At 69.3% G+C, this 15,457-nt stretch carries 13 protein-coding genes; 5 read left to right on the top strand and 8 right to left on the bottom strand.

Features of this window, described 5'->3' with window-relative positions:
* Window positions 1-23 precede the first annotated feature (23 nt).
* Window positions 24-1,436, bottom strand: coding sequence for a hypothetical protein (locus NBX02_RS05870; protein ID WP_250282902.1), 1,413 nt, complete (start codon window positions 1,434-1,436; stop codon window positions 24-26).
* Window positions 1,437-1,556: 120 nt separating this feature from the next.
* On the bottom strand, window positions 1,557-3,620 hold the full coding sequence (locus NBX02_RS05865; protein ID WP_250290329.1) for a hypothetical protein: 2,064 nt from the start codon (window positions 3,618-3,620) through the stop codon (window positions 1,557-1,559).
* 712 nt (window positions 3,621-4,332) lie between these two features.
* On the opposite strand from NBX02_RS05865, the gene NBX02_RS05860 reads away from it, so the two are divergent.
* Window positions 4,333-6,510, top strand: coding sequence for a trehalose-6-phosphate synthase (locus NBX02_RS05860; RefSeq protein WP_250282899.1), 2,178 nt, complete (start codon window positions 4,333-4,335; stop codon window positions 6,508-6,510).
* Here the strand turns inward: NBX02_RS05860 and NBX02_RS05855 are convergent.
* The 3 genes from NBX02_RS05855 to NBX02_RS05845 all read right to left on the bottom strand — a co-directional run bounded on the left by NBX02_RS05855 (window position 6,456) and on the right by NBX02_RS05845 (window position 10,243).
* Window positions 6,456-7,502 (bottom strand): BadF/BadG/BcrA/BcrD ATPase family protein, encoded by a 1,047-nt coding sequence (locus NBX02_RS05855; protein WP_250282898.1) that lies wholly within the window; start codon window positions 7,500-7,502, stop codon window positions 6,456-6,458. The two genes, NBX02_RS05860 and NBX02_RS05855, sit on opposite strands and share 55 nt — an antisense overlap.
* Before the next feature lie 205 nt (window positions 7,503-7,707).
* Window positions 7,708-8,376, bottom strand: coding sequence for a DUF4143 domain-containing protein (locus tag NBX02_RS05850; protein ID WP_250290327.1), 669 nt, complete (start codon window positions 8,374-8,376; stop codon window positions 7,708-7,710).
* A gap of 118 nt (window positions 8,377-8,494) precedes the next feature.
* Window positions 8,495-10,243: an ATP-binding protein gene (locus tag NBX02_RS05845; protein ID WP_250286308.1), complete on the bottom strand. Its 1,749-nt coding sequence runs from the start codon at window positions 10,241-10,243 to the stop codon at window positions 8,495-8,497.
* 321 nt (window positions 10,244-10,564) lie between these two features.
* Here NBX02_RS05845 and NBX02_RS05840 point away from each other — a divergent pair, with 321 nt between their 5' ends.
* Window positions 10,565-10,912 carry a hypothetical protein gene (locus tag NBX02_RS05840; RefSeq protein WP_250286307.1) on the top strand — a complete coding sequence of 116 codons (348 nt, stop codon included), beginning with the start codon at window positions 10,565-10,567 and terminating at the stop codon, window positions 10,910-10,912.
* 8 nt (window positions 10,913-10,920) lie between these two features.
* Entirely contained in the window at window positions 10,921-11,580 is a 660-nt protein-coding gene (locus tag NBX02_RS05835; RefSeq protein ID WP_250286304.1) for a nucleotidyl transferase AbiEii/AbiGii toxin family protein, read from the top strand.
* A gap of 373 nt (window positions 11,581-11,953) precedes the next feature.
* On the opposite strand, the gene NBX02_RS05830 is transcribed toward NBX02_RS05835, so the two are convergent.
* Window positions 11,954-12,907, bottom strand: coding sequence for a nitrilase-related carbon-nitrogen hydrolase (locus NBX02_RS05830; protein ID WP_250286302.1), 954 nt, complete (start codon window positions 12,905-12,907; stop codon window positions 11,954-11,956).
* A gap of 14 nt (window positions 12,908-12,921) precedes the next feature.
* Between NBX02_RS05830 and NBX02_RS05825 the strand changes: the two genes are divergently transcribed.
* The gene (locus tag NBX02_RS05825) at window positions 12,922-14,007 is read left to right on the top strand and encodes an agmatine deiminase family protein (protein WP_445548289.1); all 1,086 of its coding nucleotides are present in this window, start codon (window positions 12,922-12,924) and stop codon (window positions 14,005-14,007) included.
* 77 nt (window positions 14,008-14,084) lie between these two features.
* Here NBX02_RS05825 and NBX02_RS05820 read toward each other — a convergent pair whose 3' ends face one another.
* Window positions 14,085-14,465: a DUF202 domain-containing protein gene (locus tag NBX02_RS05820; RefSeq protein ID WP_250286298.1), complete on the bottom strand. Its 381-nt coding sequence runs from the start codon at window positions 14,463-14,465 to the stop codon at window positions 14,085-14,087.
* On the bottom strand, window positions 14,462-14,941 hold the full coding sequence (locus NBX02_RS05815) for a DUF202 domain-containing protein (protein WP_250286296.1): 480 nt from the start codon (window positions 14,939-14,941) through the stop codon (window positions 14,462-14,464). The genes NBX02_RS05820 and NBX02_RS05815 overlap by 4 nt, the downstream gene beginning before the upstream one ends.
* An 85-nt stretch (window positions 14,942-15,026) precedes the next feature.
* On the opposite strand from NBX02_RS05815, the gene NBX02_RS05810 reads away from it, so the two are divergent.
* Window positions 15,027-15,457 (top strand): DUF6986 family protein (locus tag NBX02_RS05810; protein WP_445548288.1); only part of this gene is annotated, 431 nt, incomplete at its 3' end.

The raw sequence follows: 15,457 nt of genomic DNA, 5'->3' as shown, positions 1-15,457 counted from the left end.
CGGCCCAGGTCCACGGCAGGCTGTCAGGGTGCTGGCGGCAGCAGCTCCCGGAAGGCCAGCACCCCGCCCGGGTTGATACTGACCAGTGGTATCGGCTTTCCTATCGGGCTGCCGGCGTTGTCGAAGGAAAGATAACCGCCGGCCCCGGCAACCTTCAGATTGCCGTGCAGCCGATTCAGGGTCTGCTCGACATCGGCCGGGGTGACCTGGAGATGGCCGCCGACAGCCGCATACCTGACAGCGGTGACAGCCACCAGGACAGCGTCGTGTGACGTTATCACCTCACCGTCGTCCAGCGTCTCGTTCGGAAATCTCTGCTGGAAAACACCGGTGGGGTCCTGAAATCGAGCGACTGTCGTCCGGTTGAAGAAGGAGTCAGCATCCGGGGCCTGCCAGGCGCCGGGATGCGCGAGCGCGGTGAACAGGACGCTGATGTTCGCGGCCAGCGTCTGGTCGAGCGACCTGTCACCCTCGAGGCCGCTGGCGTCGTCACCGGTCAGCACCGTGATGTGGTCACCCAGGCAGTTACGCCTGGCCAGCACCTTGAGGAAATCCCTGAGTTCCGCGTCCCGGCCGGCGAAATACACGATTCCGGGTCGCTCGCTGCAGATGTTCGGCAACATCTGGACAAATGTGGTGGCCGTCGCGCCCAGTTTCGAATTGTACTGCTCGACCTGGCCGACAAGACGATTCGCCGCGTCCGGATATCTGCTGCTGAAGGTGTCGGCAAGGGTCCCGGGGTAGAGATCGTCGGGGTTCGTGTCCTGGACCAGCATCGCCCGGTTGGCCGTCTTTCGCGCGTGGTCGATGACGGCTGCCACCTCGACGTGGTTCGGCGGGGGAACCCGCCGCAGCGTCGGGATCTCCACCAGATCGTCCGACGTCATAATGGCGCTGATCTGCGGAATTCCCAGCTCCGCAAGTCGGCGGACAGCATCCCGGGTGGCACTCAGGCTCGGCCCGAGGCCGACCGTCGCCACCAGATGGTCCTTCCCGGCGACACGTTTCGCGAGATCCTCGACCACCGGCTTCCACCTGGTGCTGTTGGTGCCCGTGTTGGCCAGCAGCAGCCGGATCAGCGGCTGCTCGGTCATGGTGTCGTGATTGGCCGCGTACTGGGCGACGAACGCTCCTTCCAAGTCGCGCCGGAGTGACCGCGTGTCGGCAGCGACGTTCGACCCGTTGAACCGCAGTGGAAAGACGTAGGCGATGGACACGCTCACCCGGTTGCGCTGCTTCGCGACCCAGTCGTTCTCTTCTCTGATCGCTTTTTCGACGTCCCTGAGCTCCTGGGCGAAAACGTAACCGCCGTCGGTGACGCCGACGCATTCGCCGTCGTGGCGCACCACGCCCGCGGCACAGTCGTCCGAAAACACCAGTCGCATGAAGATGGCGGCGGGCACCCCGAGTGCGACCAGCAGGACGATCACTAACAAGATGATCCGGCGGCGTCTCCGTCTCCTGAAGAAGTCCGGAACGATGACACCGGGCGCCGGCTCGTGACGCCCGAAGAACCCTCTCCAACGGGATCGGCTGTTGTTGGGCATGGTCGCTGATCACACCTCCGGGTCAGTACGGTCGGCCGGCCGTTCGCCGCGCTGATATCGCCACGCCAGGTTCAGCAGGAAATCGTAGGCGTGTTCATATCCGGGGACCGCGGCCAACGCGTTGAGAGCGCCCGGAATCTGGGCCTCGTGCAGTACGGACTCGTGCGCGGACGGCTTGGTGGCCAGCCAGCAGGCCAGCACGAGGCGAGCGAGATGGACGTCCGGCCCGCCGCGCCACCACGGCCCCAGCGTCTCCATGGGATCGGGCGTGGCCAGGGCGGCCATGACCGCCGGCGACATCGGCGCCCGGGTGATCCCGGCCAGTTCGCTCCACCATCGGTGGCCGTCCCACCGCCCGTCGGGCGACACCGCCGCCAGGCCGGCCCGCACATGCTCCACGACCGGGGTCAGTTCGTCGGTGGCGAGCTCGTGATAAAGGGCCGCCGTCACATGCCCCGGGCCGCTGTCCGGTCGAGGCCGCCGGTAATGGTCCCGCAGCCGATGGTGGACGTTGCGCCAGCCGTCCCGGTCGTCATCGGCACGGGCCCGCAGGTCCTGCAACAGCAGGCGGCGCAGCACCGGGCGGAGCACCAGCCTGCCGTCGGTCTCCCACGCGCACATGTTCTCCTGAAGAGCCTGTAACAGGGCCTGCCGGCTCTGGATGTCGGACGTCCGGCCCAGCGCCGCGTGTATCGAACTGGGCTCGACGCGCTGTGGCGCGGCACAGGTGACCAGCATCTTCCGCTGGAGTTCCGTGAAGGGGGCGAGCCAGTGCTCCAGAGCCTCCCCGCCGAGTGTGCGGCGCGACGCGCCGGGCCCGTGCTCCCCACTCTCGATCTCCAGCAGGCAGCGGCTGTTCTCCTCCGCCGGTTCCGGTGGACGACGGCGGGCGACGATCCGTAACCCTCGCAGCACATGGTTGGCCGTTCCCGGATGACCGTCGGTGACGCGGTGCAGGTCCGTTGCCAGCCGGCGCCACCGGTCGGGCAGGTCGGCGCGTCTGACCAGCAGGCTGACGTCGTTCGCCGTGAGGTCGGGTAACGCCACCGGATACCACCATGATCCCGCTTCGTGCGCGTCCGCGCGCCGGCCGCGGGCCCAGTTCGCGTAACCCGCCGCGTCGAGCGGGCGTATCCGGCCCCCCGGAGTGCCGTCGCGGACCGGGTTCCACCCCCGGCTGGTCACGATCACGACCAGCGGGTCGCAGGTGCCGGCGCCCTCCGAAGCCCGTTGATGGCGTTCTTCCACGAGCAGGTGAAGAAACTCCCGGCCGCCGGGGGAATGGTGGACGTTGTCCAGCAGCAGAACGCAGTTGAACAGGTCGCCGCCGGCCCGCCGGCCGGCGGTGAAAGCGTCGTACAGATCGGCGAGAAACATTTTCACCAGCAGCCGTTCCACCTCCTGGCGCGATTCGTCGTCGGCGTTCCGGAGCGCGACCAGGTCGGCCAGGGCGTCCGGGCTGATCGGCTCGGCGGTCCGCCGCGAGCGCTCCGCCCGTTGGAAGGGCCAGGTCCGCCGGCCGCCCAGCCGGGCCCGCCACTGCATGGAGGCGAGGACGGTCACCGCGGCGGACGCCACATCCGGCAGTTCCGACGAGGCGAGCACCGGGCTGACGATCCTGATGATGTCGTCGCGGTTGCGCTCCGCCCAGGTCCGGTCGCGCAGCAGCCTGGTGATCTGGTGCAGGGTCTGGATACGATCGTTCAGCTCCAGCTCGCTGCCGAGGACAAGCAGGCAGGTGTAGAGCCGGTCGAAAGTGACACGCCGATAACCGGGCACCTTCCCGGCAAGGCCGAAAGCGGTCCGGACCAGAATCTCGCGGGCCGGGGAGACATCGCGCCCCGGCGCCGGCCGCCGTCCCGTCCCGCCCAGATTCAGCCGGACGCGCGGCACAGCCGCGCACCATCGTTCGATCTCGTCGAGCACGGCACTGCGGCCAATGCCCGGGGGCCCGAGCAGCAGGACAACCGGCAGGTCACGGTTCCGCGCCTCACCGGAGCGGTCCAGGCACTCCGTCAGCAGCCGCCGGACCGGTTCCTCCCGGCTTCGGGAGATGGCCACTCGCTCGCTCATCGGACAGTCCGCCGTTTGCCGCCGGACCGGCGTGAAACGCGCCATGGAACGGCCGTGCCGATCGCCGACACCATCTCACCAGGGCACATGCGCATATCCATCCGACGAGGCACGGAGAACGATCCGGCCGGCCCGGCTACACCTGCGGCACCAAGATCCGCAAAGCGGAGATCCGCGACAACGAAATCCGTGCCGGCAGGGCGTGGGCAGGGTTTGGGCCCACCAGCCCAGAGCGTACAACCGCTTACATACAGAGTGACCCACGGGCCGATCCACCCGGATGCCTGACAGACATATCATTCCGGCCCGTCCTCGGCGCACGTCCGCCAAAAAATCCCGGACGACCACACGGGATTCCCGGCCGAGAAAGGATGCCGGTGAAATTCAGCCATGACATTGGAAATCGGGGGCCGTCCATGTTTGCGACAATCCTGCCGGGAGCGCCAAGATCGCGCTCGGCGTCGCCGGACCAGCCCAGGTGCGCCGGCAGCCGGGCGACAGGCCCCGGGCAGCCCACCGGCCCACGGCCGACGGCTCTCGTCCGCGACCGTGCAATGACAGCTAGTGTCACCTTCCCGACTCTCCGTCGTCACTTCTGGTTCTCCTGGAGTAAAACAGTTGTTCGGTCAACGCCAGTGGGTGTGGTGGGGGGCACGGCGATGAGCCGTACGCTCCTCGCGCGGCAGGCACCCTTGTCACGAAGGGAACCTGTGTGCCAATCCTGGTCACCGACCTCGATGGAACCCTGCTCGCAGGAGACGTGACCGACCGGCGGCGCCTGCGCGACGCCCTGAACCGCCACCCCGAGGTGGTGGTCGTCTTCGCCACCGGGCGCGCTCTGCCCGCCATCCGCGAGGCGCTGGACGACCCGCTGGTGCCCAGGCCCCGCTGGATCATCGCCGACGTCGGTGCCACCGTGCTCGACGGCGTCGACCACACACCTGTCCAACCGCTGCAGAGCAAGCTGCGAGCCGACTGGCCCGGAACCGCGCGCGTACGCACCGCGCTGCGCCGCTTCCCCGCACTGACCTACCAGGACGGCGTGCCGCAGGAGGGCCGCTGCTCGTTCTTCCTCCACCCCGAAGATCTCACACCGGCCGTCACCGACATGGTGGAGGCACTCGGCTGCACCTGGAGCTACTCGGCGGACCGCTACTTCGACGTCCTGCCCAGGGGCGTCTCCAAGGGCAACGCGCTGACCGCTCTCGCCCGCTCGCAGGGCTGGCCGACAGCCTCGATCCTGGTCGCCGGGGACAGCCTCAACGACCTGTCCATGTTCCGGACCGGTACGCACGGCGTGGCGGTCGGCAACTCCGAACCAGCGCTGATCGCCGCGCTGGACGGCCAGGACGGCGTCCACCGGCCCCGGCAGCCCGGCGCCGCGGGCGTGTTACAGGCACTGCTGAAGCTGGGCTGGGTCGAGGCCCGATCCCCACTCGTGATCGGCTACCATCGCCCGCCGGCCATCTGGGCCCCCGACGCCGACCAGCGGGAACCGTCGAGCCCGAACGGCATCCTGCCCACCCTGCTCAGTCTCTTCAGCGCAGGTATGGAGGCCGTCTGGGTGGCCGCCGCCGTTGCGGAGCAGACGGTTGCGGAGCAGGCGCTCCTGGGGCAGGCAGTCCTGGAACAGCCGGAACGCACAGCCCTCCCCGACGGGCGCAACATCAAAATCCCGCTCTCCTTCCTCCCGCTGCGACCGGACGAATGGCGTGCCTACTTCCACCAGGCATGCAAGGAAACGCTCTGGCCGGTACTGATGTCACAACCCGAACGGTTGTGCTTCAACCCGCTCGCCTGGGAGCAGTACCGGACGGTCAACAGGCGTTTCGCCGAGCACATCGACAGCGAGGCGGCGCAAGGCGGCACGGTCTGGTTGCACGACTACAACCTCTGGCTGGTACCGGGCATCCTCCGCGGAAGGCGACCGGACCTGCGGGTGGGGCTGTTCCACCACACGCCCTTCCCACCGCCGGAGATGTTCGCCGCCCTGCCGACCGCCGAGGAGATCCGTGCCTCGCTCAGCTGCCTGGACTGGGCCGGATTCCACACCACGACCTTTGCCGGACGTTTCCGGTCCGTCCTCGCGGGCAGCCCGCGGCTACCGAGGATCGGCGTCCACCCACTCGGCGTCGACCACGACGCCATCGAGGCGCTCGCCCATGGCCGAGCCCCGCGCATCCGCCGGCAGGGCGGCCAGCTGGTGCTCTCCGTCGAGCGCCTGGACTACACCAAGGCCCCGGTCGAGAAGGTCGAAGCGGTCGCGATGCTGCTCGCCCGCCGCCCCGAGCTGCGCGGGCGCCTTCGCGTCCGACTGATCTGCGCCCCACCCGAGCCCGGCATCGCCGCCTACGACTCGACACGGCGGAAGCTCGAGCGACGGATCGCCGAGGTCAACCGGGCCTGGGGCGAGGACGGCTGGGAGCCCATCGACTACCTGCCCCGTTCGCTCTCCTTCACCGAGGTCGTCGACAACTACCTTGCCGCCGACGTCCTGTGGGTCACCTCCTTCCAGGACGGGATGAACCTGACGGCCAAGGAATACGTCGCCGTCCAGGCAGCGGTCGGCGGTTCCGGCGTACTGGTGCTCTCCCGGCACATCGGAGCGGCGGAGGAGCTGGGAACAGCGGCGGTGCTCACCGACCCCTACTCCCTCGACGACCTCGCCGACCGGCTGGCCCTGGCGCTGTCGCTCACGCCGGCCGAACGGCGGGCACGCCTGGCCGACCTCGCCCGCCGGCTCGGCCACCGTCATCCGACGGCGTGGGCAACAGAGATCATTTCTGCCATCCGGGGAACGGAGCGCGCCTCCGGGCCCTCCCGGCGGGCCCCTGTTCAGAGCGGTGGCCACGGCAACGGCGCCGGGTACGCGGCACGCAACCGATCCTGAGCCTCACCGCGGTCACCGGGAGACCGGTCGTCCGGGGAGCCGGGTCGGACAGCCGAGAGGTGGTCGAGGCCCAGGAGCGCGGCACCGACGACCGGTGGGGCGACCACCAGCCGGATCTCGGCGAGCGGTGCGCGGGTGGCCAACCGGGCGGTGATGTTGTCCAACAGCAGCGGCTGGTGGGAGGTCAGCATGCCACCGCCCAGGACGAGCGGAGTGGGCATGTCGAGCCGGCCCAGCCGGGTGAGCGCCACCAGAGCGAGCCGGACGATCTCATCGGCCTGACGGTCGATCAGGCCGAGCGCGGCCGCGTCGCCGGCCGTGGCCGTGGCGAACAGAAGTGGGATGATCTCATGCAGCCTGGCCCGCTCCAGCTCGCCGAGGTGGACCGCCTCGGCGACACGGGTCGCGCTCGGCAGGTCGAAGTGCGCGGCGATGGCGGACGCGAGCGCGGTCGCCGCACCACGACCGTCCTCCGCCCGGACGGCATGCCACATGCACTCCACCGCCAGCACCTCACCGCCACCCCAGTCACCGGTCAGCCGTCCGAGGGCGGGGAAACGGACCGTCCGGCCGTCCGGCAGCAGGCCCACGCAGTTGACTCCGGCGCCGCAGACCACCGCGGCCCCGCACGCGTCGTCCGTCCCGGCCCTCAGCACAGCGAAGGTGTCGTTACGAACGGCCACCGACCGCGTCCAGCCCTGCTCTTCGACGGCCTTCCGCAGCCGCTCCTCCTCCACCGGCAGATCGGCGTTGGCCAGGCAGGCGCTGGTGTGCTCGGCCACCGGGTTCTTCTCCGGCGGCAGCCCGGCCCGCGCGGCGGCGGCCCGGACCAGCGGCGCCAGCATGGCGACCGCGGCCTGTGCCCCGATCAGCTGCGGCCGGAAGCCACCGCCACGGGCACTGCCCAGGACGGCGCCGTCCGCGCCGACCAGCAGGACGTCGGTCTTGCTGTTGCCGGTGTCGATGGCGAGCACCCCCGGCAGACTGGACATGGCAGGCAAACGGATGCGTCACCCTTCCGGATCGATCGATGTCTCCTCGACGAAGGTAGAGTGCGGCGGTCGGTGAGTTGCCCGACATTCACAACTCGCTGTCAGGCGTCTCCCCGGCCCGCGGCTCTCACGGACAGCGGTCGATCAGTTCACGATGAGACTTCCGGAGCACATCGCGACCACGGGCACGCCGGCGCCGGGCCGGCTATTCCGCTCGGGCCGCCCACAGAGCGCAGATGGGCAGTGCCCAGATCCGGTCGCCGAGCTCGAAAGGCATCGGACCGGTGTGGAACACGACTCCCGCGCGGAAGTCCTGGCCAAGATGGTCACGGAGCCACCCGAGGTGACGGGCGTCCCGGACCGTCGGCACCGAGGAGGCCCTGATCTCAATTGCGATCACCTGGCCTCCTCCGAGGTCTATGACGACATCGACCTCCTGACCGTCACGGGAGCGGAGGTGGTGCAGCCGGACGGGATCACGCTGTTCCCCCACCGCAAGCACGTCCCGGGTGACGACATGATCGACGTAGGCGTCCAGCCAGGCGAGCCGCGCGGGTGCGCTCAGGTTCAGCGCGGCTTCGGGGAAGCCGCTCCTCAATGCGAGGTCGACGTAGTCGTCCAGGCTCGGGGGTGTGCCGGCGATGCTCAGGCGCGAGATGTCCGGGCCCAATAGCAGATCGAGCAGGCCCGGCTGATCGATGGAGCGGGTGATCTCCCGTTCGGTGAGCCCGTGCAGCACCAGCCGGACGACACGCCCCGTTCCGGGCCACTGGCGTGTGGTGAAGTCGGCTTCGACGCTGCCCGTGAGAAGGAACCGGCCGGGACGAGGGTCGTCATCGACCGCCCGCTTGACCGCGCCCAGGACCGCCGGCACCTCCTGCCACGCGTCAAGGAGGACAGGCTCATGGGCGCGGCGCGGCGCGGCGCCGCGTCCGGATCCGCGGCGACCGCAGGGTCGTTCAGCCGCAGAACGACCCTACACATGGGAGTGATCAGTCACGATCTGTGTCTTCGGGGCGGAAAAGCTGGCCCTGGCGTGTGCGGCGGTAGCGCACATGTCTGCTCCTGGAGCTGCTGCCGACGATTTCGACCAGGCCTTCTTCTCGCATGATTTTCAGCCACCGAAGGACGGCCTGATCACCAAGACCGGTTCGTGTGACGAGCTCGGAGCGCGAAAGAGCCTTGCCACCGAGGGCGAGGAGCAGTTCCGGTCTGCGATCGGCCCGGGCGGACTGGCTTTTCGCCGGCGCCGTTCGCCAGGACAGCTCGTATCTGGCCCAGCGACGGCTTCCGATCTGCGTGACGAGTTCACGAGCGACCAGATCCTGCAGTTCGCTGGTGGCGACGCGGGAGTCGACGCCAGTCGCGTCGCGGTAGGCGCGGTTGTCGAGGAGGCCATCCTGGCGCAACAGCGCAAGCGCGATGCACTGGCTGTCGGTCAGGCCCTTTTCCTCCAACCCGCTGATCCAACCGACGGCCTCCTCACTCAGCAAGGTGTGGTTGGGCAGGACGACAGCGAAAGACGAAATTCTGTCATCGAAATCCGGCGGGCTCATGCCCGCGGCAAGCAGCGAGTCGCGCATGGCACGAATGCCCGACCCTCGGTTCTCACAGACAGCGCGGGTCTCACCAGGCAGTGGTATGTCCTCGAGAATCTTGATAAGTGCGGCGTTACGGGCCGAGGAGATGCCCTCCTCACCAAGGCTGTCGACCGTGACGGGACCGAAAAGCCCACCAGGATTACGGACCACCAGACGATCGGGGTACATCTCGACCTGGACCTGGGTACCTCGGGCGCCACTGGACAGGTCACGATGGACCAGGGCGTTGACGATGACTTCGCGCAGCGCGGTCTCGGGATACTCCCAGACGTCCTGCCGGCCCGCACCCGCGATGACCGCCCGGCGAGACATGTTCCGGCGGACGACCGCCAGTGTGTCGCGGACCATGACCGGGACCGAGCCTTCCAATGTCACATTATCCAGGAATCTCTCGGTGGACCGGCCACCGGTCTCGGTCGGGTAGTGGACGAACGTGACCACAAGTTGCGGGAAATGCTCCTGTGGATACCTGCCCAGCGCAAGCAGCCCGCCCAGCGAGACCACATCATCGCCGCCGTCTCCGGGCACAAGAACCTTGGCCCGACGCAGTACCGCCAACCGGTCCAGATCCTGGAACGCATATGGCCTGCTGATCCTCAGTCGTGCGATCAGCGCGTCGACGCCGACCGCATCTAGATGATCGATGCTGGCGCCAAGGACGGGCTGCTCGTCCTCACGGGGCTGACCGCGTGCGGACAGCATCATCTGGACCTCATAGGCCGACAGCCGACGATCTCCGTCGCCCACTCTGACGTAGCTGCCCTTGGTGATGCCGGCCCCACGCGAGTAGCAGGGCTTCTGAGCGGAGCCGAGCTCGGGGACCTCGGCGACCAGAACCTGGGCACCCTCGAAGTCATGAATCTTGATCAACGGCCGCAACGGAGGCTCCATGTCCTCGGCACACATGCAGCCGAGATCAGCGGCAAGCCTCGCCGGATCGGGAAGCCCCGTCGCGGCGAAGCCTTGGGTTTCGTCCAGACCGAGAACGATCATGCCGCCTCGCGTGTTGGCGAACCCCGAGAGGGTCGCACGCAGCGATTTCGGCAGCCCGCCCTGCGCCTTCTTCACCTCCACATCCGCGATGTCCGCACCGATGGCGCGAAGGTTGTCGACGATCTCCGCAAGCTCGGTGTCGAGCATCCGCCCTCCTCACCGACCAACATACTAGCTATCATACTAGCTATCATACTAGCTATCATACTAGCTATCATACTAGCTATCATACTAGCTATCATGTTAGCTAGTATGATGAGCCTTGGTACCAGCCGTGGCGTGACGGGTAGCGGAGGCATCCGCCCGCTGATCCAGCCGACAGCCTTCTCACCCAGCAAGGGCCAGCGGTTGCCGCCGCTCGACGCCCCCTACCCCGCCAGGACCGTACTGCCACCTCATATCGGAGCGTGGGCAGGGCTTGCGGCACATCTCGGCCGATCGTCTTCGGCTGACGGTAGGCTTGTAATCATGGCTGACACGCGTGGAGCGCCGACGTCCCGCTATCAGCGACCCTATGCCGTCGCGGGGAGCCTGGACCTGCTGCGCGGGCCGTCGTCCGGTGTCGTCCGGCTGCCAGCGCACCTGGACTGGTCCGGCAACGCCGAGTACGATCTTGACGCTCCCGGCAGGGTCGTCGACCTCTACCGCGCCGTCCTCCTCGAGGCGGCCAGCCCACAGGACCTCTACACGTACCTGAACGCCGGGATGCTGCGGCGCCTGTGGGCGTTGCTGTGGCTGCCGGCGCAGCTCAGGAGAGCCTGGGAGCAGAAATTCCCGGTTCTCGCCGAAATCAGCCGGGTCACCGCCACCGCGTAGGCGCAGGCATGGAGCCCCGACACGAAAGGATCACGAAGATCGCTCTGGCTGCCGGGGAACGGTACGGGCTCGCGCTCGCGGGTGGCTATGCGGTCCAGGCGCACGGGATGGGCTCCCGCCCGAGCGGGGATGTCGACCTGTTCACCAGTTGGCAGTGCCGTAACGAGTTCCCGGAGTTGACGTCGGCGGTCGTCTCCGCTCTGGAGGCAGCCGGGTACGTGATATCGATCGCCATGCGGGCCGAAACATTCGCTCGGTTGATGGTGGCCGACCCGTCCGACGGTACGGCCGAGAAGGTCGAACTCTCTGCGGACTGGCGGGCACACGATCCGATTCAGCTTGATATCGGGCCCGTCCTGCATGCGGACGACGCCATAGCGAACAAGATGTGTGCCCTGTTCGGACGCGCCATGCAGCGTGACTTTCTCGATGTCGATGCCGCCATCATGAGCGGTCGTTACTCGCGTGAGGACCTGCTCGAACTGGCCGCCGCGACCGATCCCGGCTTCGACCCCCTGATCTTCGCTGATGCGCTCGGCGCGCTGACACAGATCACCGATACGGCGTTCGCCGAGTATGGCGCCGACCCCCGTGCGATCGCCGAAATGCGCCAACGGTTCGCCGACTGGCGGAGGCGTCTGCTTGCCGAGAAGCCCGGATTCGGCTAACCCGAGCCGGCCAGACCGAGAACCGCTCGGGTACGCGACCTACCCTCACGGATCGCGATCTCCCACTGCTGATCATGCCGAACTATCGGTCATGCTAGCTAGCATGACCGATAGTGAAGGAATGGGTACCTGACGCTGATCTTGCCGAGATTGTCGACAACCCTCGTGTCATCGGTACGGATATCACAACATATACCGTGGCCGGTACCGGCGCCGCACACGTTCCGTATTCACCGGTGCTCCGCCTGACGGTAGCTTCCGCGTCCAGTGATTCACGGCGGCCGATGGCCGTGCCCTTCGCCGTCGTCGCCGGACCTTGCTTTCCAGCGGAAAGATTCGGAGCCGCCGCCCCGTGGCGCGGCTCGAACAGGCGCTATCGGGGGGTGGCGGGCTCGGCCAGTGGTGTGTAGGCGTCCGGGCGGCGCGTGGTGAGGAACGGGAACAGGTCGAGCCAGTCACGTCTCTGGTCGAGGTCGAGGTCGGCGACGAGCACGGCGGGTTCGTCGCGGGGGGCCTGCACGAGAACCCGGCCGTAGGGATCCGAGATGAACGAACTGCCGTAGAAGGTCAGCGTGCCTTCCGAGCCGATCCGGTTGACCGCCACCATGAAGGTGCCGTTGGCGATACCGTTCCCGACGATGACCTGCTGCCACAGCGGCCGGGTGTCGAATCCCGGGTGGTCCGGTTCGGAGCCGATGGCCGTGGGATACACCAGGACGTCGGCACCGGCGAGAGAATAGGCGCGGGCCAGCTCCGGAAACCACTGGTCCCAGCAGGTGGGGAAGCCGAACCGGGCCGCTCCCAGGCCGAGGACCGGATAGGCCGCCGGCCCGGCGGGTCCCCCACGGAAGTAACGGTCCTCGTAGTAGCCGGCCGTAACCGGAATGTGCAGCTTGCGGGTGCGCGCCAGCAGCGCGCCGTCCGGCGCGACGGCGATGGCCGTGTTGTAGCCGAGTCCGTCGTCGCCGTCGTCGCCGTCGCCGTCGGCCCGCTCGTAGAGCGAGGCGTGCACCGGGACGTCCAGCTCCGCGGCCAGCGAAGCGGCGAACCGGCGCGTCGGCCCGTCCTCGACGCTCTCGGCGAGAGCCGCCGGGCTGTCCTGCGGACGGACGTCGGCGAAGTACCGCGACAGGGTGAGCTCCTGGAAACAGATCAGCTCCGCTCCCAGCTCGGCCGCGATCCGCGCGCCGTCACGCAGCGCCGCCGCGTGTTCGGCCGGGTCGCGATGCCAGCGCTGCTGTACGGCACCGAGACGGAACGGGGGGCGGGCCGGAGGGCTGACGCGCGCGGGCGACGTACGTGTCCCGATACTGGTAACCGTCAGCATGCGTCGATGCTCCCATGCCCCCGGCCCCCCTGCTCCCGCGCTGCGCGGCTGCCATCAGGACGGAGGTGAGCGTCTTGTCGCGACGGATGCCCGCGGAGTGGGAGCCGCACGCACGCACCTGGATGGCCTTTCCACCCCCCAGCGCCACGTTCGGCCCGGAGGGCTCCCAGACGCTCGGCGCGGCCCGTTCGGCCTGGGCCGGCGTCGCCCGGCTGGTCGCCGGGTACGAGCCGGTGACGCTCGTCGCCCACCCCGGCCAGGGCGCGGTGGCGGCGCGGCTGGCCGGGCCGGGTGTGCGGGTGGTGGAACGGGAGCTGGACGACGCGTGGATCCGCGACACCGGCCCGACGTTCACCATCGAGGACGGGACCCGCCTGGGGGCGGTGGACTGGGTCTTCAACGGCTGGGGCGCCCAGGACTGGGCGACGTGGGAGGCCGACGCCGGGCTCGGGGCGGACCTCGCCGTACAGGCCGGCGCGACACCACGCCGCTCGGCGCTCACGAACGAAGGCGGCGGTTTCCATGTCGACGGGGCGGGGACGGTGCTGCTCACCGAGACGGTGCAACTCGACCCCCGCCGGAACCCGGGCTGGAGCCGGGAACAGGTCGGGGCCGAGATACACGCACAGCTTGGCACCCGTCACGCGGTCTGGCTGCCGCGTGGTCTGACCGCCGACTACCACCGCCTCGGCACCCGCGGCCATATCGACATCGTTGCCGCGTTCACGCCGACCGGCCCCATTGCCGTGCACGCCCAGCCCGATCCCACCCACCCCGACCACGCGGTAAGCCACGAGCTGACCGCCCTGCTGGGCGCGAGCAGGGACGCGGCGGGCCGCCCGCTGCACGTCGTCGAGATCCCCGCGCCCGCCGTCCTGCTCGACGGGCAGCCCACCAGCTACTCCTACATCAACCACTATGTCGGCAACGGATTCGTCCTGGTCGGCACCTTCGACGACCCGGCCGACCAGCGCGCCCTGGACCTGCTGGCCAGGCTGTATCCGGGCCGGCGGGTGGAGACGGTCGACGGGCGGGCCGTCTTCGCCTACGGCGGCGGCGTCCACTGCATCACCCAGCAACAGCCACGCGTCACGCGATGAGGACAACGACCACCGGCAGGCCGTCACCCGCCAGGTCGGTGGCTCCCGTCCGCAACCGTGGCTCAGCTCGGCTCAGCTCAGCTCAGTACGAGCGCGAGGGCGGCCAGCCCGGACACCACAGCCGCCAGCGCCACGCATCGGAGCGCCCCGGCCGGGCTCGCCCGGCGGCTGCTGACATCGGCCATGTCCTGGTGGTGGCGTCTCGATCCGGTCAGCCATGCCGCCGCTCCAGCGCTGAGCGCCCACGCACCGGCCGTACATCCCAGCGGACGATTCCCGTGGCCGCAGGAGACGTGCAGGAGCAACGCGCCCAGGCCGACGAACGCGAACCCGGTGCGCTGCCAGGCCAGGTAGGTCCGCTCCGGCTGTGTCTCCCCCGCGGCGCGGTCCGGCACCATCAGCCGATCGCCGCAGGCCCTGGGGCCGCCCGGGGTGGCGCCGCCGTCGGCAGGGCTCACCGTGCCCCTCGGCTGGCGACCAGCACGAAGATCAGCGCAGCCGTGCTCACCAGCGCCACGCCGGCGGCGAGCAGCCGGGGCAGTCCCGAAACCGGCAGCGGCCGCCGCTCCCGCATCGCCCGTTCGACGATCACCCATCGCCGGTAGCTGGTCGCCGCGACGGTAGTGCCGAGTATGATCAGCGGTACGCCCAGAACATGCCGGGCACCGGGGACGCTGAACTCGGGCACGACCTGGACCACCGCCACGCCGCCCGCGAGCAGGGCGAGCGACGTGCGGATCCACGCGAGGAACGTCCGTTCGTTGGCGAGGCTGAAGCGGACGTCCGGGTCCTGACCGACCAGGCCGACATCCCCCAGCCGGGACCCGTCCCTCGACCGGCGCCCATTCCTCGGACGGCACCACCACGCGCGCGCGGACCACGCCCGTCGGGACGGTAAGCGACCGCTCCCATGCCCGTCTTCGCCCGCGCCCACCCCCTCACCGTACTGGTCGAAACGTCGCCGCCCAGGTACGCCGCCGGCCCCCCGCGGCGGCGCTGGCCGAGGTGAGACTGGGGGCATGCCGACGTTGCCAGCGGATCTGATCGCCGCACTGACCGCGCCGCTCACCGGGCTGGACGCCGAGCTGGCCACCCGCTTTCCCGGGGATCCGGGCAGCTCCCAGCCGGTGCACACCTGCTACGTGCCGGCCGACCAGGTGACCGCGACCGTCGTCGACGACTGGGCCGCGGCCGCCCGGGCCGCCTTCGGCGCGCACGCCGGCGAACCATCCGGCCTGGCGGCGGCGACCGGCGTCCCGGCGGCCCTGGCCGGGCGGGTCCACGACCATGTCCGCCGGGTGCTCACCGGCTCGCCGGTCGCCGACCTCCGGGTGGATCTCGAGGACGGGTACGGTGTCCGCGCCGACGCCGAGGAGGACGCCCACGCCGTCGCCGCGGCCGAGGCACTGCGCGCGGCCGCCGCCGCGGGCCGGCTCCCGGCGTCCTACGG

Origin of the sequence: Protofrankia sp. CiP1_Cm_nod1 (assembly GCF_920888515.1) — a bacterium.
Taxonomy (GTDB): Bacteria; Actinomycetota; Actinomycetes; order Frankiales; family Frankiaceae; genus Protofrankia.
This window is presented reverse-complemented; position numbering and strand designations above follow the sequence as displayed.